The sequence below is a fragment of the Pseudarthrobacter sp. MDT1-40-2 genome, from assembly GCF_059383595.1.
Window position 1 is genome coordinate 100,391 of record NZ_JBWZCL010000005.1, and the last position, 22,632, is coordinate 123,022.

18 protein-coding genes are annotated in these 22,632 nt (G+C 64.4%); 15 read left to right on the forward strand and 3 right to left on the reverse strand.

The annotated features are described in order from the left end of the window. Positions 1-29: 29 nt before the first annotated feature. Positions 30-1,169: a VIT1/CCC1 transporter family protein gene (locus tag AC50X5_RS14455; RefSeq protein WP_494976767.1), complete on the reverse strand. Its 1,140-nt coding sequence runs from the start codon at positions 1,167-1,169 to the stop codon at positions 30-32. Positions 1,170-1,386: 217 nt separating this feature from the next. On the opposite strand from AC50X5_RS14455, the gene AC50X5_RS14460 reads away from it, so the two are divergent. Then, positions 1,387-1,608, forward strand: coding sequence for a hypothetical protein (locus AC50X5_RS14460; protein ID WP_494976768.1), 222 nt, complete (start codon positions 1,387-1,389; stop codon positions 1,606-1,608). A gap of 105 nt (positions 1,609-1,713) precedes the next feature. On the opposite strand, the gene AC50X5_RS14465 is transcribed toward AC50X5_RS14460, so the two are convergent. Beyond that, positions 1,714-3,243, reverse strand: a complete 1,530-nt coding sequence (locus AC50X5_RS14465; protein ID WP_494976769.1) for a sodium:solute symporter family protein — start codon at positions 3,241-3,243, stop codon at positions 1,714-1,716. A gap of 291 nt (positions 3,244-3,534) precedes the next feature. Between AC50X5_RS14465 and AC50X5_RS14470 the strand changes: the two genes are divergently transcribed. The 12 genes from AC50X5_RS14470 (at position 3,535) to AC50X5_RS14525 (ending at position 18,533) form a co-directional block, all read left to right on the forward strand. Then, positions 3,535-4,110, forward strand: coding sequence for a helix-turn-helix domain-containing protein (locus AC50X5_RS14470; protein ID WP_494976878.1), 576 nt, complete (start codon positions 3,535-3,537; stop codon positions 4,108-4,110). Between the two features lie 268 nt (positions 4,111-4,378). Beyond that, positions 4,379-5,464, forward strand: coding sequence for an agmatinase (gene speB, locus AC50X5_RS14475; protein ID WP_494976770.1), 1,086 nt, complete (start codon positions 4,379-4,381; stop codon positions 5,462-5,464). Between the two features lie 8 nt (positions 5,465-5,472). Beyond that, on the forward strand, positions 5,473-7,191 hold the full coding sequence (locus tag AC50X5_RS14480; protein ID WP_494976771.1) for a thiamine pyrophosphate-binding protein: 1,719 nt from the start codon (positions 5,473-5,475) through the stop codon (positions 7,189-7,191). Positions 7,192-7,355: 164 nt separating this feature from the next. Beyond that, complete coding sequence (locus AC50X5_RS14485; RefSeq protein WP_494976772.1) at positions 7,356-7,829, forward strand: MarR family winged helix-turn-helix transcriptional regulator; 474 nt, start codon at positions 7,356-7,358, stop codon at positions 7,827-7,829. A gap of 10 nt (positions 7,830-7,839) precedes the next feature. Continuing rightward, on the forward strand, positions 7,840-9,405 hold the full coding sequence (locus AC50X5_RS14490; RefSeq protein WP_494976773.1) for an MDR family MFS transporter: 1,566 nt from the start codon (positions 7,840-7,842) through the stop codon (positions 9,403-9,405). A gap of 168 nt (positions 9,406-9,573) precedes the next feature. Further along, the gene (locus AC50X5_RS14495) at positions 9,574-11,307 is read left to right on the forward strand and encodes an ABC transporter ATP-binding protein (RefSeq protein ID WP_494976774.1); all 1,734 of its coding nucleotides are present in this window, start codon (positions 9,574-9,576) and stop codon (positions 11,305-11,307) included. Between the two features lie 152 nt (positions 11,308-11,459). Further along, positions 11,460-13,391, forward strand: a complete 1,932-nt coding sequence (locus tag AC50X5_RS14500; RefSeq protein ID WP_494976879.1) for an ABC transporter ATP-binding protein — start codon at positions 11,460-11,462, stop codon at positions 13,389-13,391. A gap of 89 nt (positions 13,392-13,480) precedes the next feature. Continuing rightward, positions 13,481-13,897 (forward strand): acyl-CoA thioesterase, encoded by a 417-nt coding sequence (locus AC50X5_RS14505; protein WP_494976775.1) that lies wholly within the window; start codon positions 13,481-13,483, stop codon positions 13,895-13,897. 34 nt (positions 13,898-13,931) lie between these two features. After that, positions 13,932-14,714: a copper homeostasis protein CutC gene (locus tag AC50X5_RS14510; protein WP_494976776.1), complete on the forward strand. Its 783-nt coding sequence runs from the start codon at positions 13,932-13,934 to the stop codon at positions 14,712-14,714. A gap of 13 nt (positions 14,715-14,727) precedes the next feature. Beyond that, positions 14,728-14,982 (forward strand): PLDc N-terminal domain-containing protein, encoded by a 255-nt coding sequence (locus AC50X5_RS14515; RefSeq protein WP_494976777.1) that lies wholly within the window; start codon positions 14,728-14,730, stop codon positions 14,980-14,982. 46 nt (positions 14,983-15,028) lie between these two features. Continuing rightward, positions 15,029-17,248: an McrB family protein gene (locus AC50X5_RS14520; protein WP_494976778.1), complete on the forward strand. Its 2,220-nt coding sequence runs from the start codon at positions 15,029-15,031 to the stop codon at positions 17,246-17,248. Positions 17,249-17,252: 4 nt separating this feature from the next. Next, positions 17,253-18,533: a 5-methylcytosine restriction system specificity protein McrC gene (locus AC50X5_RS14525; protein WP_494976779.1), complete on the forward strand. Its 1,281-nt coding sequence runs from the start codon at positions 17,253-17,255 to the stop codon at positions 18,531-18,533. Between the two features lie 3 nt (positions 18,534-18,536). Here AC50X5_RS14525 and AC50X5_RS14530 read toward each other — a convergent pair whose 3' ends face one another. Then, complete coding sequence (locus AC50X5_RS14530) at positions 18,537-18,962, reverse strand: very short patch repair endonuclease (RefSeq protein ID WP_494976780.1); 426 nt, start codon at positions 18,960-18,962, stop codon at positions 18,537-18,539. A 104-nt stretch (positions 18,963-19,066) separates the two neighbouring features. Here AC50X5_RS14530 and AC50X5_RS14535 point away from each other — a divergent pair, with 104 nt between their 5' ends. Beyond that, positions 19,067-20,137 carry an alkene reductase gene (locus AC50X5_RS14535; RefSeq protein WP_494976781.1) on the forward strand — a complete coding sequence of 357 codons (1,071 nt, stop codon included), beginning with the start codon at positions 19,067-19,069 and terminating at the stop codon, positions 20,135-20,137. A 31-nt stretch (positions 20,138-20,168) separates the two neighbouring features. After that, positions 20,169-22,574, forward strand: coding sequence for a Tex family protein (locus AC50X5_RS14540; protein WP_494976782.1), 2,406 nt, complete (start codon positions 20,169-20,171; stop codon positions 22,572-22,574). Positions 22,575-22,632: the final 58 nt, after the last annotated feature.

Here is a 22,632-nt window from a genome sequence, read left to right on the forward strand (position 1 = left end):
GAAGTTCGGGGAAGTTCCGGGCTGAGCGGTTAGGCCACTACGGTGCCGAATACCAGGCCCAGCAGGTAGCTGACCAGTGCAGCGCCAAGCCCGATTCCCAATTGCCGCAGTCCGCGGGTCAGGGGAGAGGTGCCGGAGAGCAAGCCAACCACGGCGCCGGTAAGGAGCAGGGCCAGGCCCACCAGGACGCCCGCAACGATGAGTGCCGTGATGCCGGTCAGTCCGAACAGGAACGGCAGGATGGGCACGATGGCGCCGGACGCGAAGAACCCGAAGCTGGAAAAAGCAGCACCCCACGCGGTGCCCACTGCCTCATGCTGGTCCTCGGCATCAGGCAATTCCGGCTGGAGCGAAAGGCTGGGATCGCAGTCGCAGGAAAGCAGGCCCATGCGTTCGGCAACGCGGTGCCTGGCGGCTTCGTGGGACATGCCGCGGGCCAGGTAAACCAGCAGCAACTCGTTGTGCTCAAGGTCCAACTGGGGGGCGGCGGCCAGTGTCACCTGGGTCGGGCGGGTGGCTGCGAGGAGTTCACGCTGGGAACGGACGGAAACGAATTCGCCGGCGCCCATCGACAGGGCTCCGGCCAGCAGTCCTGCGATGCCGCTCATCAGCACTACGCTGCTGGCCACACCGGAGGCGGCCATGCCCATCACGAGCGCGAGGTTGCTGACCAGGCCGTCGTTGGCGCCAAACACTGCAGCGCGGAATGTCCCAGCGAGCCGGTTGCGGCCGCGGGTGGCCAGGCCGCGCACCACTTCTTCATGGATCTGCTCGTCCGCGGCCATAGCGGGGGTGGCGTTGGGGTCCTTGGCGTAGGGGGAGCGGCCCTCGGCCCGCTGAGCCAGGGCAAGGACAAAAACTGAACCGAAATGCCGGGCGAGGAACCCAAGGAACTGGCTGCGCAGGGACGCCGGCCGCGGCTTCCCGGCGTGCTTGCCGAGGAGTTGAAGCCAGTGGGCCTCGTGGCGGCCTTCCGCCTCTGCCAGGGCCAAAAGGATTTCACGTTCCTCGCCGCTGCGGTTTTGCGCCAGATCCCGGTAGACGGCCGCCTCCGCGCGTTCGTCCGCGAGGTACTGCCGCCAGCGGCGGTAATCCGCCGCAGTGGGTGCTGGTGAGTCTTGAGTGCTGTTGGCAGCGCTCCGCCTGGTGTGCTGATTGTGCTCTGACACAGAAACTCCTGGTCTGGAATAGGACGTGGTGCGGCCCCATTGCCCGACCCAGCCTACCCCTCATTTCCGCGGATTTTCGGCTGGTATTCCTTAGCGGATATTTTCGGCACACCTCAATAAGGGGGCGGATCAACGGCACTTCCTTGACCGGCTGGAGCTCCGGTGTTGTCATGAAGGAACAGTTCCATCCAGCGCAATAGTGAGGAGGTTTACAGAGATGGCCAGCACAGAAGATCCCAACGATCTCCCGGTACCGGACACCCTCGAATACGATCCCGCGTTTGACTATGCCGAGGACACCCCCGTGGACGAGGACTGGGACGGCGAAGGTGACGCTATTGACGCCGAAGACAACGTGGTGATCCACACCCCGCCGGTGCTCCCGGACGAGGACCGGCCCGTCCCCCTGGACTCGGATGAGTTCCGCGGGACTGAATGATCACCGGATGATCCGCACTTAATGTCCGACGGCGGCGCACCCACAGTGGGGAGCGCCGCCGTCGGGCGTCCGGGTAATTGAGTGGTGGCCGCGAGGGCCCGAACGCTAGAGGGTACTGGCGGGCGCTGGCTCGTCCCGAAGCGGTTCTTTGCCTGAGGTGCCGGCTACCCGGCTGTTCCAGGCGCTCATCACGGCCGGATCGGTGGGCTTGCTCAGCAGCGACACCACGACGTAGACCACAGCTGACGCGATCAGGCCGAAGTAGATGGGCTCATTAGCGTAGACGCCGTCCAGCGGTACCTCCGCATTGAGCTCCAGGACAATCATGGTGCCCAGCGTCACCACGGTTCCAACGGCCATCGAAGCCGCGGCGGCAATTCCGGTGCCGCGCTTCCAGACCAAACCGCCCAGAATGGCCACCAGCAGACCGCCAACCAGGATGTCGTACGCGATGGTGAGGGCGGCCACCACGTCCTTGGTCATGATGGCGAGCAGGATGGCTACCACGCCCAGGGCCAGTACCCACATGCGGTTGGCCCTGACGTCGTGCTCCGGGTTATCGGTGTCCTCGGTGTTGACGGTTTTGCCAAACCAGCCGGCAACGAACGGCATGACGTCGGCCCGCGCAACGGTCGCGGCGGCGATGAGCGCGCCCGAAGCGGTGGACATCATGGCGGCCACTGCGGCAGCCAGGACCAGTCCGCCGATGCCGACGGGGAGGAGGTTCTGCGCCACAACTGCGTAGACGTCGTCCTTGGCTTCAATTTCCATGTCCACGAGGGCCACGCTTGCCGCCATGCCGATCAGGGCGCCGGCCACGCCGTAAAGGATGCAGTAAACACCGGCAGTCGCCCCACCCCAGCGGGCTACGGTTGGAGTCCTGGCGGTGAAAACGCGCTGCCAGATGTCCTGGCCGATCAGCAGGCCCAGGGTATAGACCACGAAGTACGTGATGATCGTCTGGAGCCCGATGCCGTCCATCTGGAAGAAGCTTGCGTCAACACGGCTGCGGATGCCGTCCAGGCCGCCGGCGGCGTTCAGGGTGAACGGCAGCATCAGGGCGAAGATGCCGACGGTCTTGATGACGAACTGCACCTGGTCCGCAAGCGTAATGGACCACATTCCGCCGATTGTGGAGTAAACCAGCACAATCGCCCCGCCGATGCCGATGGCCAGGGCACGATCCCAGCCGAACAGGACCACGAAGATGGTGGCATAGGCGCCGGTGGACGTGGCGCAAAGCATCAGGGTGTAGGCCAGCATCACGATGCCGGAGGTCTGCGTGGCCTTGCTGCCGTAGCGCAGGGTGAGCATCTGGGAAACCGTGTAGATTTTGAGCTTCTGGATGGTTCCGGCGAAGAGCAGGCTCAGCAGCAGGACGCCGGCGCCGATGGCCACCACCAGCCACATGCCGGAGATGCCGAACTTGTAGCCAAGCCCCACGCCACCGACGGTTGAGGCTCCGCCGAGGACCACGGCGGCCATGGTGCCCGTGTAGAGGAAAGGGCCCAGGCGGCGGCCGGCCACCAGGAAGTCGCTGTTGTTCTTGGTACGGGACTTGCCCCACCAGCCAAAGGCCAGCATGGCTATCAGGTACACCACCACGATGGCGATGTTGATAAAACTTGCATCCATGTTTGGAGCTCCTGGATCTGGGAGGCGGTACGGCCGGGGTAGCCGCAGTGCCCGGGAGGGTGCAGTGCTGGGATGACGCCGACACGTCGTGTGGAGCGTCTGCTCTCATGTTTCAAATACGCAACTATTGTTGACCATACGTTAGATTGTGACTGGAGTAACAGTCAACGTGTGACGCGAGGCCGGCGACCTTGCTTCCGACTCCCCCGCATGGTCGGCGTCACAAAGGGGGCTGCCCGTTAGGATTACTCCAGTGATGGGGCCAGGCGTCTGGCCGTGAAAGGTTTGATGATGAAGGCACTGCCCGTTGAGCCCAGTAATGTCCCCGTGGCTATTGGCTCCCGGATCCGTGCTGCCCGGCAGTCGCAGCGGCTTACCATCGAGCAGGTTGCCGACGCCACCGGCCTGACCAAGGGATTCCTGAGCCGGGTGGAGCGCGACCTTACTTCGCCGTCAGTAGCGTCGCTGGTGACCCTCTGCCAGGTGCTCTCCATCTCGATCGGCGAGTTGTTCGCCGCACCGGAAACCCATCTCACCAAACGCGACTCCGGGCCGCGCATCTCCCTGGGCGGGGAGGGCATTACGGAGCGCCTGCTCACTGCCCGATCCGAGCGCCGGGTGCAAATTATCCAGTCTGTGATCGCTCCCCGGGGCCGCGGGGAGTCCGAACTCTACGCCGTGGATTGCGACGTCGACGTCCTGCACGTCGTCAAAGGATCCATCCAGTTGATCCTCTCCAACGAGCAATACGACCTGGAGGCCGGCGATACCGTCACCTTCCCGGGCCGCGAGCCACACACCTGGGTAAACCCCACTGATGAGCCTGTCGAAGTTCTCTGGGTTCTGGTGCCTGCGGCCAGCCGTTAGATTCGCCGCGATCCTGCTTCCTGCGGCCAGCCGCTAATTTCACCGCGAGCCTGCTTCCCGCTGCCCTGCCGCGTCGTTCCTCCCTCTTGCTTCGGCTTAGGCGCCCCCGCGTGCGCTGATGCGCGGAATACCGCGGGTTCCGCCGTCGTAGATGCCAAGCAGAAACGCAGGGCCGCAGCGGCGGGTGTAAACACATGGTGCATATGAGGCAACTCGAAGTGTATGATGGCAATCACATCCGCCGATCGTCCTCGAAGGAAGGTACATCTTGGAAGAGTTGCGCATTGAAGCCAACGGCAACCTGGGCCCCATCGATTCCGCCCGTATTCCCCGCTATGCAGGGGCTGCCACCTACGCCCGGCTCCCGCGCCTGGACCAGGTGGCCCAAGCCGGCATCACAGTGGTGGGCGTCCCCTTCGATTCCGGCGTTTCCTATCGCCCGGGCGCCCGCTTTGGCGCCAATCACGTGCGCGAGGCAAGCCGCCTGCTGCGGCCGTACAACCCGGCCTGGGATGTCAGCCCGTTCGAGAACATCCAGGTGGCCGACGCCGGAGACATGGCCGTCAACCCGTTCAACATTGACGAGGCCATCGAGACAGTCCAGCAGAACGCCCTTGACCTCACGGCCAACGGCAGCAAGCTGGTAACCCTCGGCGGTGACCACACCATCGCCCTGCCGCTGCTCCGGGCAGCCGCCGAACGCGCTGGCGGACCGATCGCCATGTTGCACTTCGATGCACACCTGGACACCTGGGACACCTACTTCGGCGCCGAATACACCCACGGCACGCCGTTCCGCCGTGCTGTGGAGGAAGGCATCCTGGATACCGAAGCGATCAGCCACATCGGTACCCGTGGTCCCCTCTACGGCAAGAAGGACCTCGACGACGACCACCGTTTCGGCTTCGGCATCGTCACCTCCTCGGACGTCTACTACCAGGGCGTCCTGGAGACGGTGGCCAAGGTCCGGGACCGGATCGGCAACCGGCCGCTCTACATTTCGGTGGACATCGACGTTCTTGACCCCGCCCACGCGCCGGGCACCGGCACCCCGGAGGCCGGTGGCATCACCAGCCGCGAGCTCCTCGAAATCATCCGTGGCTTCCGCGGCATGAACCTGGTGGGCGCCGATGTTGTTGAGGTGGCCCCCGCCTACGACCACGCCGAAATCACCGGTGTTGCTGCCAGCCACGTGGCCTATGAGCTCATCACCCTCATGGCGGACAATGCCGTTGACGGGGACCGCTTTGGTGCCGCCAACGGCTACGCTGCCCAGGTCCTCGGCCAGGAAAGCCGCAGGCCTGCAGGTTTTGCAAGCCCTGCTGCCGGTGCTGCAGCCGGACGCACGAACTAAGGTACGCCATGACCGATATCGATCCCGGGGCTCCTGCTGCCAGTAAGGGAACCGGCGTCCGTAACGGCGGAGACCTCGTCGTCGAAACCCTCGAGGCGCTGGGTGCCAAAACGGTTTTCGGCATCCCGGGACAGCACGCCCTGGGCCTTTTTGACGCGATGGGTCGCGGCAACCTGCATTTTGTGTCCTCCCGCGTGGAGAACAACAGCGCCTTTGCGGCGGACGGCTACTCACGCGCCACCGGCGAGGTAGGTGTTCTTTTCCTGTCCACCGGCCCCGGCGCGTTGACCTCGCTCGCCGGGCTCCAGGAAGCTTATGCAACCGGGGTGCCCATGGTGGTGGTGGCCAGCCAGATCCCGCTTGACGGACTCGGTGCCCGGCGCAAGGGAATGCTGCACCAGCTGGATGACCAAAAGGCGTCCGCAGCGAACGTGACCAAGAGCCAGCGCCTCATCCAGCATGCCTCCGGCATCCCGTCAGCCATCCAGGATGCCTGGACGGAAGCCATTTCGTCGCCGCAGGGACCCGTCTGGATCGAGGTCCCGCAGAATGTCCTGCTGGACCCGATCATGGTCCCGCCGGTGGAGGATGCCCTGGCGGTTGCCGCGGACAATCCGCCGCGGGTGGAGCTGATCAGGGAAGCCGTGAAATGGCTGACGACGGCGGAACGCCCGGCCATCATCGCAGGCGGCGGTACGCGTCGGGGCAAAGGGGAGAAGTTCCTGCTCTCGATCGCGGAGCATCTCCGGGCCCCGGTGATCTGCACGCCGGGTGGCAATGGTGCCTTCCCCTGGAACCACGAGTTATCCCTGCAGTCCTGGATCGAGGACCGTTACATGACGGACCTCCTGGAAGACGCCGACGTCCTGATCGTCATCGGTTCCTCACTGGGCGAAGTCACCTCCAACTACTTCACTTTCGAGCCGCGCGGCAGAATCATCCAGATTGACGCCGAGCCCCGGGTCCTTGAATCGAACCGGCCTGGTCTGGGCATCCGTGCCGACGCCGGACAGGCGCTCTCAGCGTTGGATGAAGCCCTCGCCGAGGCCCTCGCCGGTTCACGCCGGCACGGCGTGGCCGTGTCTGCTGACTGGCATGGCACCTCGCCCGAGGACCTGGTGAAGGAATCCCTTGCTAACGTGCGGGCCCGGCTGGAATCCCAGGACCTGGCCAAGGAGCTGAACTTCATGGCGGCAATCCGGGACGCCGTGCCGGATGGCATGCAGACTTTCTGGGACATGACCATTTCCGCGTACTGGGCCTGGAGCTGCTGGGACGCGCGCAGCGGCCAGTTCCACTCGGCGCAGGGTGCCGGCGGACTCGGCTACGGTTTCCCCGCCGCGATCGGCGGGGCGGTGGGGCTGGAAACTGTGGGCGCGCCGTCCCGGGTGCTTGCCGTTTCCGGTGACGGCTCGGCCATGTACTCCATCTCAGAGCTGGCTACCGCCAAGCAGCACAATGTGCCGGTCACGTGGCTGATTGTTGACGACGGCGGCTACGGCATCCTGCGCGAATACATGGTGGGTGCGTTCGGCAAAGCCACGGCCACCGAACTCGCGCGGCCGGACTTTGTGAAGTTGGCGGAAGCTTTTGGCGTCCCTGCACGCCGCGTGTCGCCGGAGGAAGTGGGGGACGCGCTGAAGGCGGGCTTCGCCGCAGACGGCCCTAACGTCGTCGTAGTTGAAACCCTGCTGAAGATGTTCGCTCCAACGCATCTGGACAGCTGAGCTTCACCGTCAGTTCTATCGAGAAAGCCCCGGTCCTGGTGGGACCGGGGCTTTTCGCATCTGCGATGCCTCGATCAAATGAGTGACTCCCGCCTCAATACTTGCCCTAAGCAACCATTTAGCCATATAGTTGCTTTAGGCAAGCAACTAAGGAGTGACGGGCAATGGCAGTTAAGTCAGGCACGGCAGTGGAGCTGGTCTATCAAATCTTCGACCTCCAGCGGGCTGTTCGCTGTATAGCCGCGGCCAATACCAAAGGCCTGGAGACGGGCGTCGCGCTGCAAGGCGTCCTTCGTTTCGTGGGGGAGGGGGAGACCCGTGCTACGCGTCTGGCCGAACGGCTTGGTGTCAGCGCGCCGGTCCTCAGCCGGCATATCGCCGATCTGGAGGAGCAGGGTTACATCGTGCGGAAGCAGGACCCCGACGACGGCCGGGCCCAGTTGGTTGCGTTGAGTCCTGCAGGAGCGGAGAAGCTCCACCGGATCGAAGAACAGCGCGTTGCGTCCCTGCAGGACCTTCTCCGTGAGTGGAGCGAGGAAGATGCCGAAGCAACGGCCGGCACCCTGCGCAAGCTCACCGAATCACTCAGAATTTCAGCCCGGGCAAAGGCGGCCGGAACCACCATCACCACCTCTTAGGAGCACATCCATGGCAAGTCAGACTGCCGCCCCCGCTGAAGAGGCATTGCGGGAGGCTACCCCGGAAATGTCGCACCGCCAGATCATGGAGGCCTTGACCGGCCTGCTGGCAGCGTTCTTCACTGCCATCCTCAGCAGCACCATCGTCGCCAACGCCCTGCCCACCATCATGTCCGATTTGCACGGAACCCAAATGGACTTCGCCTGGGTGATCACCGCGGCCCTCCTGGCGAACGCGGCCAGTACCCCGATCTGGGGCAAGCTGGCCGATTTGTTCGACAAGAAACTCCTGGTCCAGCTCAGCATCGTCATCTTCGTGGCCGGATCCGTCATGGCAGGGTTGTCGCACACCATGCCGCTGCTGCTCACCGCGAGGGTCATCCAGGGGATCGCCATGGGCGGTTTGACGGCACTGGCCCAGGCAATCATCGGAACCATGATCGCTCCGCGCAACCGCGGCAAGTACTCCGGCTACATGGGCGCTGTCATGGCTGTGGCCACTGCCGGCGGCCCGCTGCTGGGCGGATTCATTGTGGACAGCCCGCTGGGCTGGCGCTGGACCTTCTTCGTCTGCGTCCCGCTGGCGATCGTCGCCATGATCCTGCTGCAGTTCACCCTGAAGATCAAGCACGTCCGGCGCCCGGCGAAGATCGACTGGCTCGGATCCATCCTCCTTACCTCAGGGGTCAGCCTGCTGCTGATCTGGGTTTCCTTTGCAGGCAACCCCGAATACTACGACTGGATTTCCTGGCAGTCTGCCGCGATGGTGGGCGGAAGCATCATCCTGCTGGCACTGCTGGTCCTGGTTGAGTCCAGGGCGGCCCAGCCCATCATCTCGCTGAAGATCATTTCCGAGCGCACCACAGCCCTGGCGATCGTGGCCTCGATGGCGGTGGGTGTGGCGATGTTCGGCTCCTCCACCTTCATCGGCCAGTACTTCCAGGTGGCCCGCGGGGCAACTCCCACCGAAGCCGGTCTGTTGACACTGCCCATGATCGCCGGCAACCTGATCGGCTCGGTGGCTACCGGCCTGCTGATCTCCCGCACGGGCAAATGGAAGGGCTACCTCATCGCCGGTTCCATCTTCCTGATCGGCGGCATGGGCCTAGGCGGCACACTGGACCACACCACCGACTTCCGGCTTACCGGCATCTACATCTTCATCCTTGGCCTCGGCCTCGGCATGCTGATGCAAAACCTGGTCCTTGCCGTGCAGAACACGGTCCGGGCCTCGGACATCGGTACCGCCAGTGCCTCTGTGGCGTTCTTCCGCTCCGTGGGTGGCGCCGTCGGCGTTGCGGTCCTGGGCGCCGTGATGTCCAACCAGGTCAAGCACCTGACCGCGGAGGGGATGACTGCAGCCGGAATCCAGTCCGACGGCGGTTCGGCAGGCGCCACGATGGACCTCACCCACATGCCGGCACCCATCGCGGACATCGTGCGGGGCGCCTATGGCGACGCCACGGCGCTGGTCTTCCTCATCTCGGCCATCATCGCAGTGGTGGCACTCGTCGCCGTCCTGTTCATCAAGGAAAAGCCGCTGCGCAAGACCGTGGACATCCGTCCCGAGGGGTAGAGGCTCGGGGGAAGTAAGTCCACGGGATGATCTTTGGCCGGTGATGTTCCGCACCGGCAACGGAGCTCGTAGAGTTGGAAGGCTGCGGGTGTCATACCCCGCTGGTATCTCTTAACACCACTAACTCGAACTGACTTCCTCGAACTGACTTCCTAAGGACCAGTGGGCATGCTCCTCACTCTCATACGGCGGTATTCCCGGCCGTATATGCCGTACATCGTCGCCGTCGTGATTTTCCAGCTCGCCTCCACCATTGCCGCGCTGTACCTGCCCAGCCTGAACGCCCAGATCATCGACGAAGGCGTTTCCCGCGGGGACACCGATTTCATCTGGCGCACCGGCGGCATCATGCTGCTGGTGGCCTTCCTCCAGGTCGGCACTGCCATCGCCGGCGTCTACTTCGGCTCGAAGACCGCCATGGCTGTGGGGCGCGACCTTCGCCGCGGCGTGTTCCGGAAAGTCACCAGCTTCTCGGCAAAAGACGTCAACGTCTTTGGTGCACCAACCCTGATCACCCGCGGCACCAACGATGTCCAGCAGGTTCAGATGCTGCTGCTGATGGGGCTGAACTTCATGGTGGCCACGCCCATCATGTGTGTTGGCGGCATTATCATGGCTCTCCGTGAGGACCTCAGCCTTTCCTGGCTGGTGTGGGTATCAGTGCCAGTGCTCGTCGTGGTGGTTGGCTTTATTGTGGTCCGGTTGATGCCGCTGTTCCGCAGCATGCAGAAGAAGATCGACCGGATCAACGCCGTCCTTCGTGAACAGATCATCGGCATCCGCGTCGTGCGTGCCTTCGTCCGGGAACCGTACGAGACCGAGCGGTTCGGCGCCGCCAACCAGGAACTGACGCAGGTATCGCTGAAGATCGGTGCCCTGTTCGTGCTGATGTTCCCTGCCATCGGCATGATCCTTCACCTGTCCACCGCTGCCGTGCTGTGGTTCGGTGGCCAGCGGGTGGATTCGGGCGACATGCAGGTCGGTGCGCTGACGGCCTTCCTGCAGTACCTGCTGCAGATCCTCATCGCGGTCATGATGGGCACGTTCATGGCCATGATGATTCCGCGCGCTTCTGTATGTGCTGACCGCATCGGCGAAGTCCTGGACGTTGAGCCGTCCATCCACGATCCCCAGGAGCCCATCACGCCCGAACGCCTGGAAGGCGTGGTGGAATACCGCGATGTCAGCTTTGCCTATCCGGGCGCGGAGGCACCAGTCCTCAGCAACATCAGCTTCACCGCCCGGCCCGGACAGACCACGGCGATCATCGGGTCCACGGGCTCCGGCAAGACCTCGCTGCTGTCCCTCCTTCCCCGTCTGTATGACATCGCCGGCGGCGACGTGCTCCTGGACGGCGTATCCGTCAACAAGCTGGACCGCGCAGAGATCACCAAGCGGGTGGCTATGGTCCCGCAGCGGCCCTACCTGTTCTCCGGAACCATTGAATACAACCTCCGCTTCGGTAAGACAGAGGCCACGGATGAGGAACTCTGGGAGGCGCTCCGCGTAGCCCAGGGTGAGGATTTTGTCAGGGAGAAGAAGAAGGGCCTAGCCTCGCGGGTCTCGCAGGGCGGCACCAACGTTTCCGGCGGACAGCGGCAACGCCTGTGCATCGCCCGCGCCCTGGTCACCAAACCCAGGGTGTACCTGTTTGACGACTCCTTCTCCGCTTTGGACGTCGCCACAGACGCCCGGCTGCGGGCAGCCTTGAAGGAAACCACCGCCGACGCCACCGTGATCATCGTGGCGCAGCGTATCTCCACCATCACTGGCGCAGACCAGATTCTGGTTCTGGACAACGGCCGGATCGTAGACCGCGGCACCCATGAGGAACTCCTGGAAACCTCTCCCACCTACCAGGAAATTGTGGAATCCCAGCTGAGCGTGGAGGAAATGGCATGAGCGCCGGAAACAGGATCTCGAAAAGCTCGACCGCCGACTCGGCCAGCCCCACCACCGACACCACGGATACCGGTGTCGAATCCGTGGATGCCCTTGACGAGGACGACGACTTTGTTGAAGAAGAATTTAAGCCCTCGGAGGCCGACGGCGACATGTTCGGTGGCGTCCCGGCCAAGAAGGCGGAGCACTTCTGGCCGTCCGCCAAGCGCCTGCTGGGGCTGCTGAAGCCCGAAGCAGCGGGCATCTACGCGGTGGTGGCACTGGTGGTGGTTTCGGTAGTGCTGAACGTCGTGGCGCCCAAGATCCTGGGCCAGGCGATGGACGTGATTTTCGGTGGCGTGATCGGTAAGTCACTGCCAGCCGAGGCCAGTAAGGAACAGGTGGTGGCAGGCCTCCGCCAGCAGGGCGAGACCCAGATGGCGGACATGATCGCCCGCATGGAGCTCATCCCGGGCACCGGAATCGACTTCCAGAAGCTGACCGTGCTGATCTCCATTGTGCTGCTGATGTACTTCGTGGCCAATATTTTCATGTGGCTCCAGGGCTATGTGCTCAACAGGATCGTCATGAAGGTGATCCGGAACCTCCGCGACAACACCGAGGCGAAGCTCAACCGGCTGCCGTTGAACTACTTCGATACTCGTCAGCGCGGCGATGTCCTCTCACGGGTTACCAACGACGTCGACAACATCCAGCAGGCGCTGCAGCAGGCATTCGCCCAGCTGATCAGCTCGCTGCTGACCGTGATCGGCATCGTCATCATGATGTTTATCGTGTCCTGGCAGCTGGCACTGATCGCCCTGGTCGCCCTGCCGCTGTCCGCCGTGGCAGCCGGCATCATCGGCACACGCAGCCAAAAGCTCTTTGCCGCGCAATGGAAGAACACCGGTGCGCTCAACGGCCAGATCGAGGAATCGTTCTCCGGCCATGACCTTGTCCGCGTGTTCGGCCGCGACGCCGACGCCCTGGAGCGCTTCGAGGAGCGCAACGAGGAACTCTACAAAGCCAGCTTCGGCGCGCAGTTCGTGTCCGGCATCATCTTCCCGGTGATGCAGTTCGTCTCCTACCTCAGCTACGTCGGGATCGCCGTGGTGGGCGGCCTGCGGGTTGCCTCCGGCTCGATGTCCCTGGGTGATGCCACGGCGTTCATCCAGTACTCGCGTGAGTTCACGCAGCCGCTGGGGCAAATGGCCGGCATGGCCAACATGCTCCAGTCCGGTGTGGCCTCCTCCGAACGTGTCTTTGAATTCCTCGACGCCGATGAGCAGGATCCCGAAACCGCCACCGAGCAGCTGCCCGCCAAGACAGACGGCCACGTGGAGTTCCGGGACGTCACCTTCAGCTACACCGAGGACAAGTCGCTGATCGAGAACCTCTCCTTCACGGCAGAACCCGGCAATACGGTGGCAATCGTTGGTCCTACCGGGGCCGGCAAAACCACCCTGGTGAACCTGGTGATGCGGTTCTACGAGCTGAATTCCGGCTCCATCACCCTGGACGGAGTGGACATCACGGAACTCAGCCGCTCCGAACTGCGCTCAAAAGTGGGCATGGTGCTGCAGGACGCCTGGCTGTTCGGCGGATCCATTTACGACAACATCCGCTACGGCAACCTGGACGCCACCGAAGAACAGGTGATGGCGGCCGCCAAGGCAACCTTTGTGGACAGGTTTGTCCGTGCGCTGCCGGAGGGCTACAACACCGTGATCGACGAGGAAGGCAACAACGTCAGCGCGGGTGAAAAGCAGCTCATCACCATCGCCCGTGCCTTCGTGGCCAACCCGTCGCTGCTGATCCTGGACGAAGCCACCAGTTCGGTGGACACGCGCACAGAGGTCCTGGTGCAGAAGGCCATGGCGGCACTGCGGACCGACCGGACCAGCTTTGTCATCGCCCACCGGCTCTCCACCATTCGCGACGCCGACACCATCCTGGTGATGGAAAACGGCAGGATCGTGGAGCAGGGCAACCACAAGGTGCTGCTTGCCGCGAAGGGCGCCTACTACCGCCTGTACATGTCCCAGTTCGCCGGGGCTGACGTCGAGGACGCAGTGGTGGATGATTCGACGGCGGTGCACAGCTGACGCGCACAGGAGGCGCCGCAGGTGCTGCGGCCGGAGCCTCGGCAGTCACGGTTGGCGGCGGGCCCCGGCGCATAGAGGTCAAGGTGCCCATGCGCTGGGGCGACATGGACGCCTACGGGCACATCAACAACGTCCAGATTGTCCGGATGCTGGAGGAAGCACGCATCGCTGCTTTCGGTCCGCCGCGGGGTGCCGGGCTGCCCGGAACCCCGCCGCCGGTTTCGCTGTTTGATGCGGTCCCGGAAGGAACGCTGACTCTGGTGGTGGAGCATCGTATCCGCTACGTCAGGACACTGGAATACCGCAACATTCCCGCGGACGTCCTGGTCTGGGTGGGCGCCGTGAAGGGTGCAAGCTTCGATGTGCACTATCTGGTGAAGGACCCGGTGACGGGGGAAGATTGCGTCAAGGCCATTACGCACCTGGCGTTCGTGGATGAAGCCACCGGGCGGGTTCAGCGGCTCACCCCGGAACAAAAGGAACTGTTGGCACCGTACGCAGGTTAACCGTCGAGGTGGCACCGTCAGGGGGAGGACGCGCTTGAAACTTGAAATTGCCGTAGCCAGTGCTGCGGGAGCCGTTGTTGCTATTGGCGGCGGAGCCCACCGCGTTGAGCTCTGTAGTGCTCTGGAACTGGGCGGCCTGACACCCAGCCAGGGGCTCGCCGAGTCCACCTTGGCCGGAGTCGAGGAACTGGCCGGTTCCCAACGCCCGGAGGACAATGCCGGCGTCCACCCGCTGATCCGCTGCCGTCCGGGCGACTTTGTCTATTCCGAGGACGATATCCGCACCATGGTTGCAGAGCTGAAGGCGCTGCTGAGGATGGGGTGCGCGGGCGTTGTGGTGGGTGCGCTCTCGCCCAGCGGCGGCATTGACCGTGAGGCGATCACGCGGCTGGCCGACGCTGCCCGGGAAACCAACCCGACGGCGGAACTCACCTTCCACAGGGCGATGGACCAGGCAGCGGATCCGCTGGCCGTGATTGACGGGCTCGCAGGCCTGGGCTTTACCAGGGTCCTCACCTCCGGCCAGGCACCCACCGCAGGAGCTGGAACCACCATGCTGCAGCGCATGGTCCAGCACGCTGCCGGCCGCATAGACGTAATGGCCGGCGGGGGACTGGCTCCGGCGGACATCCCGGCCATGCATCAGGCCGGGGTTTCGGCTGTCCATCTGTCCGCCAAGCGGATAGTGTCCACGGCGCGGCAAGCCATAGCACTGGGTACGGCCGATGGCGCCGATCCCACTGCCTACCAGGTCACCGATGAAGCCATTGTGCAAGCTGCCGCGATGGCCTGCGCAAAACTCCCAGTGAGGGAATGAGAAGGAGAACACCATGGCCATGAACAACAAGAAGACGTGGGGCGAGCTGTCGCCGGCCAGGCGGGCAGGAGTCCTGGCCGTCGGTGCGGCTCAGATCATCCTGCTGACGATGGCCCAACGGGACATTTCACGGCGGCCTGCAGAACTGATCCGCGGGCCCAAGGCAGCCTGGCGGTTGGCGTCGCTGGTGAATTTCGTGGGGCCCATGGGCTACTTCGTCTTCGGCCGGATCAAGACGCCGACCACCCCTGGCAGGGTGCGTCCGTGAAGACTGCGTACAGCGCCCTTCCAGTCACAACCTGTAGCTTTAACGGATGACTCCCTCCTCCAAGACCGCCATCAGTCGTGCCCCCGGGGTGTCCCCGGAGATTGAGGATGCCGCCTGGTTTGTGCTCGGCGCCGGCCTTCAGGGCAGGCCCTCCGCGCTTGATGGCCAGACCCTGACCTGGACCACGGAGGCCGCCACTGAGCTTTTGGAGCGGCTGGACTCCGGAGTGGACGATGCCAAGTCGCCCATGATGACCAACCTGCGCGAATCCCTGGCCGAAGCGTCACGCGGAGCCCGGTTGCTCGCCGTCGAACTCTTGTATCTGCAGTCCCTGCCCCTGGCACATGAGGTGAAATCCCTCAAGGTGAAGCAGGCACGTGTGTCCGAGGCCGCGTCCTGGCTGGAGCCGCCACTGGAACTGCCGGCTGAACTGTACAAGGGCCTCACCGACCACGGCGTCATCCGCGACAGGACAGCGGAGTTCAACTGGACCATCCGGGACCAGCTCAAGTGGCTGTGCCGCTTTGTGCGCCACGTGGACCGGCGGCAGCCCTCTGCCATCGCGAAGGCGCTGAAGGATCCGTTGAAGTTCCACGAGCTGGCCGCGGGAACTCCGGAAGACCAACCCGCCATCCGCCGCGCCATCGAATACCTGGTGTGGCCCAGCTACTTTGAACCGGTGGTGGCGGACGTCGAGCGACAGGAAATCCGTGACGCCTTTGCCTCACTGGTGGGCGGCGCCAAGGGGGATACCGAGGAAGCCATCACGGCGGACATTCACCGGATCAGGCTGCACCTGGACGAGCAGGCCGGGCAGCGGATTGACTGGTATTCACGCCAGTTGGTCAGCCAGTGGCGCAAGGTTACCGATCCAGGACGGCGTGCATGGCTGCTCCGGACCCATGGCGACCAGGCAGCCCTGCTCGAGTCCTGGCACGGCGAAGAGAAGGTGACTCTGGACGTCGATCATCTCCGCCCGTTGCAGGCCGGAGTTGCCGCCGGGTTGGTCCAGCATGCTGTGGACGAGGACTGCAAGCACCTTGGCTACGTAGAGCGTGAGGACACCAAAACCGCGGTTTTCGCCTTCCTGACCGTGATGAAGCCGGGAGATCTGGTGCTGTACCAGCACGCCGGAACTGTACATCCCGGCGTCGTACTCGGTGAACCGGATCACGACGGCGAGGACCGGCGGTTGCGTCGCAAGGTGCGCTGGTTCGATGGCCACCCGGCAGCGGACCTGCCCCGGCACGTACAGCGCCAGCTGGCAACGCCCGGGATTGTGGTGGATGTGACCCGGGTAGTGCAGGCCCTTGAGACGCTGCTGCCGCCGGAGGCGGAGCCGGACCTTGAAGGAACCGAGGCGGAAGCCGAGGTAGTTCCGGAAGGCTTCAGCAGACTGACCAGCAGCTTCGCGGAATCCCTCCACATGGACCTGGAGCCACTGCAGGAAATCGCCGAGCTCCTCGAAGAAAACCGCCAAGTGGTGTTGTATGGCCCGCCAGGGACGGGCAAAACCTATTTGGCCAAGCACCTCGCTGCGGAGCTCGCCCAGGACAGCACCGATGAGCGGGTCAAGCTGGTGCAGTTCCATCCGTCCTACGCCTATGAGGACTTCTTCGAGGGCTACCGGCCGGACAAGACAGACGACGGCCAGGTGTCCTTCAAGCTGGTGGCGGGACCGCTGCGCCGCCTCGCAGAGGAAGCCGCCAAGCCAGGCAACGAGAAGAAGCCCTACTTCCTGATCATCGATGAGATGAACCGCGCCAACCTGGCCAAAGTGTTCGGTGAGTTGTACTTCCTGCTGGAATATCGGGATGACCGGATCTACCTGCAGTACAGCCCCAACGAACCGTTCACCTTGCCGGACAACCTGTACATCATCGGCACCATGAACACGGCGGACCGCTCCATCGCCATGATGGACGCCGCCATCCGCCGGCGCTTCGCGTTCATTGAGCTGCACCCGCAGACGGAGCCGGTCAGGGGATCGCTGCTGCGTTTCCTCGAAGCCAGGGGGCTGGACACCACGCCCGCGCGGCTGCTGGATGCTTTGAACGAGGCCATTGATGAGTGGGACCGGGACCTGATGATCGGGCCGTCCTACTTTATGAAGCCGGCGGCACAGTCCCTCCCGGGACTTAAGCGCATCTGGAAATACGAGCTCCTACCGCTGCTGGAGGAGCACTACCACGGCCAGCTCACCCGCGCGCAGCTTGAGGAAAGGTTCGGCCTCGACCAGTTGCTGGGACGCCTTGGAACCGGGTAGCTCGATGCAGCAGGGTAACGCGCCGTGGCCTGGCAGCACGCCGCAGCGCGGACCAGCACAGCCGCTCCGGCACGTGGTGCTGGATGAGCTGTCCGGCGGGATCGTGGAAAAGCTCGATGCCGGTTCGGCCGCCTTCATCAACACCAGCGGCTTGGCCCAGGTCTCACCGCTGGGCATGGGGTTGTACCGGGTGGAGCCCCGCGGCAAGGTGGGTTCGGTGCGGACCCGGCAACTGCAGCTGGATGTCCGGCCCAAGGACAGGCTGGGGTTGGAGAGGCTGCTGTTCCTGCTCAGCTATTCGGGGGAGCCCGGTTTCCGGGATGACGACGTCCATGCTGCCCCCGCCCCGGAACTGTGGGGCGCGCTGGCCGATTCGCTGGCGCAGCTGGCTGAACGTGCCTTGAGCCGTGGCGTCCTGCAGGGCTACCTCACGGTGGAGGAGTCGCTGCGCACCGTGAAGGGCCGCATCCGGATTTCGGACCAGATTTCGCGCCGGCCGGGAATGCTCGTCCCGCTGGAAGTGTCGTACGACGAATTCAGCCCGGACATCGCCGAGAACCGGATCCTGCGCGCCGCCCTGGAAAGGATGGGCCAGGTTCCCGGCGTCCGTCCGGACGTCCTGAGCAGGCTGCGCCAGCTGAAGGGAAAACTCGACGGCGTCACCCGGCTTCCGTCCGGCGCTCCGGTGCCCTCGTGGTCTCCCAACCGCAGGAATGTCCGCTACCACGCGGTGTTGCGGCTTGCCGGGCTGATCCTGCGGAACGCCTCCGCGGAAGCCGGTGAAGGTGGTGAGCGTGCGGCGTCGTTCGTGGTGGACATGGCCGAGGTCTTCCGGGATTTTGTGGGCGCCGCCCTGCGGGCCGCCTTGTCCGCCTACCCCGGGGATACCCGGCTTGGTTACAACGCGCTGCTGAACGAGGCCGTGGAGGATTCGGACCGGCTCAGCGTGACCCCGGACGCTGTGCACTTCCTGGGCGGCCGGCCCGTGGTGGTGTACGATGCCCGCTACGCGGCCCGAACCGACGCCGGCGCCTCCTTGTCCGGCGATCACTACCGGATGCTGGCCTATTGCACGGCCCTACGGGTACCCACAGCGTGGCTGGTGTATTCGGGTGCGGGCGAGATCAAGCTGCGGCGGGTCTTGAACACTGACATCGACATCGTGGAATTTCCGCTGGACCTGTCCCGCCCGCCGTCGGAAATTCTGGCTGCTGTGGCTGACCTTGCCGGCCAGTCCTGGGGCGAAGTGCTCCGGCAGGCACGGCTGGGCGAGCTCAGCGGCTGACCGTTACGTATCCTCGAGGAACTGCAGCAGCTGGGATTCCAACGCTGAGGTGTCTTTCAGCGCGCACTCCCATACTGTGAGCACCTGCCAGCCCGAGTTTTCCAGCTGCGCCAGCTGGCTCGCATCGCGGATCCGCGTGCGGGTGCGCTTTGTCTCCCAGAACTCTGCGTTGGTCTGAGGAGCGTGCTGGCCTACCCGGCAATCGTGGAAATGCCAGAAGCAGCCGTTGACGAAGATGACCTTGCGGCGGCTGGCGAACACCAGGTCCGGGCGGCCGGGCAACCGCAAGCCCCTTGCCTGACCGTGCAACCGGTAGCGGTAGCCCTTGGCATGGAGGAAGCGGCGGACCAGGAGCTCCGGCTTGGTGTTTTTACCCCTGATCCTGGACATGTTCCAGCTCCGCCGCTCAGGAGTCAGTTTGTCCGCCACGGTTTAAGTCTAGGGACGTGTGATCCCTGCCGCATTCGGAATACTCCCGTGCTTCCGGGAGGTTGGTTAGGGCAGTACCACGTCGTCTTTGAAAGGACCCGCGCATGCTGTTTTCCCCGTTGACCCTTGGTGAACTCGAACTGCCCAACCGCCTCGTTATGGCGCCCCTGACCCGGACCCGTTCCGGGGACAGCGGCGTTCCCGGCCCCATGGTGGCTGAGCATTACCGGCAGCGTGCCTCGCTGGGCCTCATCGTCAGTGAAGGCACGTATCCGACGCCGGCCGGCCAGGCCTTCATCGGCCAGCCCGGCCTGGTCACGGAAGAGCAGATCGCCGGCTGGAAAGCCGTGACGGACGCCGTCCACGCAGAGGGCGGCCGTATCTTCGCCCAGGTGATGCATGGCGGGCGGGTCTCGCACCCGGACATTGCCGGCGGAAACACCATTGTGGCGCCAAGCGCCATTGCCATTGAGGGTCTTATCCGGACTCCCACGGGCAAGCAGCCGTTTCCTGTGCCGCATGCGCTCACCATCGACGGGCTTTCAGTCGTTATGCAGGAGTTTGTCACAGCGTCCCGCAATGCCATTGAGGCAGGCTTCGACGGCGTCGAACTGCACGGCGCCAACGGCTACCTGCTCCACGAATTCCTCGCCCCCAGCTCCAACGTGCGTACCGACAGCTATGGCGGATCCCCGGAAAACCGTGCCCGCTTTGTCATCGAGACCATCAACGCCGTGGTGGCTGCAATCGGCGCGAACAGGGTTGGTATCCGCATCTCACCGGAACACAACATCCAGGGCGCAATAGAAGACAACGCCGATGATGTCCGGGCCACCTACGAGGTATTGGTGGAGAGCATCGCTCCGCTGAACCTCGCCTACCTCAGCGTCCTGCACGCCGAACCTGCCGGGGCGCTCGTGCAGAATCTGCGCAGCCGCTTCAACGGCACGTTCCTGGTTAACTCCGGCTTCGGCGTTGTGACTACCCGGGACGAAGCATCGGCGCTGGTGGAAGAAGGCCACGCCGATGCTGTAGTGGTGGGCCGTCCCGCCATCGCCAACCCGGATCTGGCGCGCCGCTGGAAGGAAGGGCTGCCGCTGAACGAGACCGATCCGAGCACCTTCTACACAACGGATGCCAAGGGCTACACGGACTACCCGTTCTACGCCAACTGAGCCCGGCAGCCAAGTAGGGCAAAATGTTCTGGTGACTCAACTCCCGAACAGCCCGTCTGACACAGCCATTCACCAGCAGATCGCCACCGAACTGGGCGTGAAGGCATGGCAGGTGAAGGCGGCGGTGGAACTGCTCGACGGCGGTTCCACCGTTCCCTTCATCGCCAGGTACCGCAAAGAAGTTACGGGAACGCTGGACGACGCCCAGCTCCGGGAGCTGGACGAACGGCTCCGCTACCTCCGCGAACTGGAGGACCGCCGTCGCACCGTCCTTGAGGCGATTGCCGCGCAGGGGCAGCTGACGTCGGAGCTGCAGGCCGCCGTCGTGGCCGCCGATACCAAATCCCGGCTGGAAGACATCTACCTGCCGTTCAAGTCCAAGCGGCGGACCAGGGCGCAGATTGCCCGCGAGGCCGGGCTGGAACCGTTGGCGGAGGCTCTGTTGCAAAGGCCTGAGCTTGATCCCGAGCGTGAAGCCGCCAAATACCTGAACGCCGAACACGCCATCGACGACGCCGCAGCGGCGCTCGCCGGTGCCCGGTCCATCCTGGTGGAACGGGTGGCCCAGGATCCCGAGCTCGGGGAGCCGTTGCGCGAGCGGCTCTGGACGCAGGGCCGGCTGGTGTCCAAGGTGAAGAAGGGCAAAGTGGCAGATGGCCAAAAGTTTGCCGACTACTTTGAGTTTGCCCAGGCGCCCGCCGGGATGCCGTCACACCGCGTCCTGGCGCTGCTCCGGGGGGAGAAGGACGGTGTCCTGGAGCTGGATCTCGCGGAGGCAGACCCGGCCGACGCCGATGCTTTCGCAGCTGCCCGTGCCCGCTTCGAAGCCGCTGTGGCCCGCCGGCTGGGAGTAGCGGACCGTGGCCGCCCGGCAGATGGCTGGCTGCTGCAAACCGCGCAGCTGGCGTGGCGCTCGCGGCTGCTGGCGCGGCTCACGGCCGACCTTCGGAGCAGGATGTTCGCGGCCGCGGAGGACGAGGCTGTCCGGGTTTTCGCGGCGAACCTGCGCGATGTCCTGCTGGCCGCACCCGCCGGAAACCGTGCCACCCTGGGCCTGGACCCGGGGCTGAGGACGGGCGTCAAGGTGGCCGTTGTGGACGGCACGGGTAAGGTGCTTGCAACCGACACCGTGTACCCGCACGCCCCGGTACGGAAATGGGACGAGGCGCTGGCCACTCTGGAGCGCCTGGCTCAACAGCACAAGGTGGAGCTGGTGGCGATCGGCAACGGCACGGCGTCCCGGGAAACGGACAAGCTGGCTGCCGAACTGATCAAGCGGCTGCCCGATGCAGAGCAGAAGGTGCAGAAGCTGGTGGTGTCCGAGGCCGGGGCGTCCGTGTATTCGGCCTCGGCTTTGGCTTCCGCTGAACTGCCGGGCATGGACGTGTCCCTGCGTGGCGCCGTGTCCATTGCCCGGCGTTTGCAGGATCCGCTGGCGGAACTGGTCAAGATTGATCCCAAATCCATTGGCGTGGGGCAGTATCAGCACGATGTGACGGCCGCGAAACTGGACCGTTCGCTGGATGCCGTGGTGGAGGACTGCGTGAATGCTGTGGGCGTGGACGTCAACACGGCCTCGCCCGCGCTGCTGAGCCGGGTGGCCGGCGTCGGGCCGTTGCTGAGTGAAAACATCGTGGCCTACCGGAATGAGCACGGCCCGTTCGCCAAGCGCAGCGAACTGAAGAAGGTGCCGCGGCTGGGAGCGAAGGCGTTCGAGCAGTGCGCGGGCTTCCTCCGGATTACCGGAGGCGCTGAAGCGTTGGACGCGTCCAGCGTGCACCCGGAAGCGTACGGAGTTGCGCGCAGGATTCTGACCGCGTCCCGTGGCGTGGCACCGACGTCACTGGATCCGCAGCAGTTTGTTGAGGGAACCTTCGGCGTGCCCACGGTCCGGGACATCATGGCTGAGTTGGAGAAGCCCGGCAGGGATCCACGGCCGGCGTTCGCTGCGGCTACCTTCGCAGAGGGCATCGAAAAGATTTCGGACCTGTTGCCCGGAATGGTGCTGGAAGGAACGGTCACCAACGTCGCCGCCTTCGGGGCTTTTGTGGATGTGGGCGTGCACCAGGACGGGCTGGTTCACGTCTCCGCGCTGGCCAACCGCTTTGTGTCCGATCCCCGGGAAGTGGTGAAATCCGGACAGGTGGTGCGGGTCAAGGTCCTCGAGGCGGACCCCGAACGCAAGCGCATCTCCCTTACCCTGAGGCTCGACGACGATCCGGGCACCGGAGCCGGCCGCGCGGGTTCCGGTCAGCCGGCTTCCTCCGCCAGGCAGGAACGGCCCCGCCAGGCCCAGAACCAGGGCAGCAAAAAGCCCACCGACAATCAGCGGAACCCCTCCAAAACACCGCGTGGCGATGCACGGAAGGCGCCGGCGGGCAGCAACGCCAACACCGCAATGGCAGAGGCGCTGCGCAGGGCAGGCCTCGGAAAGTAGGGACAGGCGCGGTTTCGGCATGACCCGACGAGCACGCGTCGGACGTCGTTTGGGCCTG

Excerpts from the sequence above, each read along its gene's own strand:
- AC50X5_RS14490 (WP_494976773.1), top strand. The coding sequence starts at position 7,840 with ATGGCAAGTCAGACTGCCGCCCCCGCTGAAGAGGCATTGCGGGAGGCT.
- AC50X5_RS14515 (WP_494976777.1), top strand. The coding sequence starts at position 14,728 with ATGGCCATGAACAACAAGAAGACGTGGGGCGAGCTGTCGCCGGCCAGG.
- AC50X5_RS14465 (WP_494976769.1), bottom strand. The coding sequence starts at position 3,243 with ATGGATGCAAGTTTTATCAACATCGCCATCGTGGTGGTGTACCTGATA.
- AC50X5_RS14460 (WP_494976768.1), top strand. The coding sequence starts at position 1,387 with ATGGCCAGCACAGAAGATCCCAACGATCTCCCGGTACCGGACACCCTC.
- AC50X5_RS14495 (WP_494976774.1), top strand. The coding sequence starts at position 9,574 with ATGCTCCTCACTCTCATACGGCGGTATTCCCGGCCGTATATGCCGTAC.
- AC50X5_RS14525 (WP_494976779.1), top strand. The coding sequence starts at position 17,253 with ATGCAGCAGGGTAACGCGCCGTGGCCTGGCAGCACGCCGCAGCGCGGA.
- AC50X5_RS14485 (WP_494976772.1), top strand. The coding sequence starts at position 7,356 with ATGGCAGTTAAGTCAGGCACGGCAGTGGAGCTGGTCTATCAAATCTTC.
- AC50X5_RS14500 (WP_494976879.1), top strand. The coding sequence starts at position 11,460 with ATGTTCGGTGGCGTCCCGGCCAAGAAGGCGGAGCACTTCTGGCCGTCC.
- AC50X5_RS14535 (WP_494976781.1), top strand. The coding sequence starts at position 19,067 with ATGCTGTTTTCCCCGTTGACCCTTGGTGAACTCGAACTGCCCAACCGC.
- AC50X5_RS14505 (WP_494976775.1), top strand. The coding sequence starts at position 13,481 with ATGCGCTGGGGCGACATGGACGCCTACGGGCACATCAACAACGTCCAG.
- AC50X5_RS14480 (WP_494976771.1), top strand. The coding sequence starts at position 5,473 with ATGACCGATATCGATCCCGGGGCTCCTGCTGCCAGTAAGGGAACCGGC.
- AC50X5_RS14520 (WP_494976778.1), top strand. The coding sequence starts at position 15,029 with ATGACTCCCTCCTCCAAGACCGCCATCAGTCGTGCCCCCGGGGTGTCC.
- AC50X5_RS14470 (WP_494976878.1), top strand. The coding sequence starts at position 3,535 with ATGAAGGCACTGCCCGTTGAGCCCAGTAATGTCCCCGTGGCTATTGGC.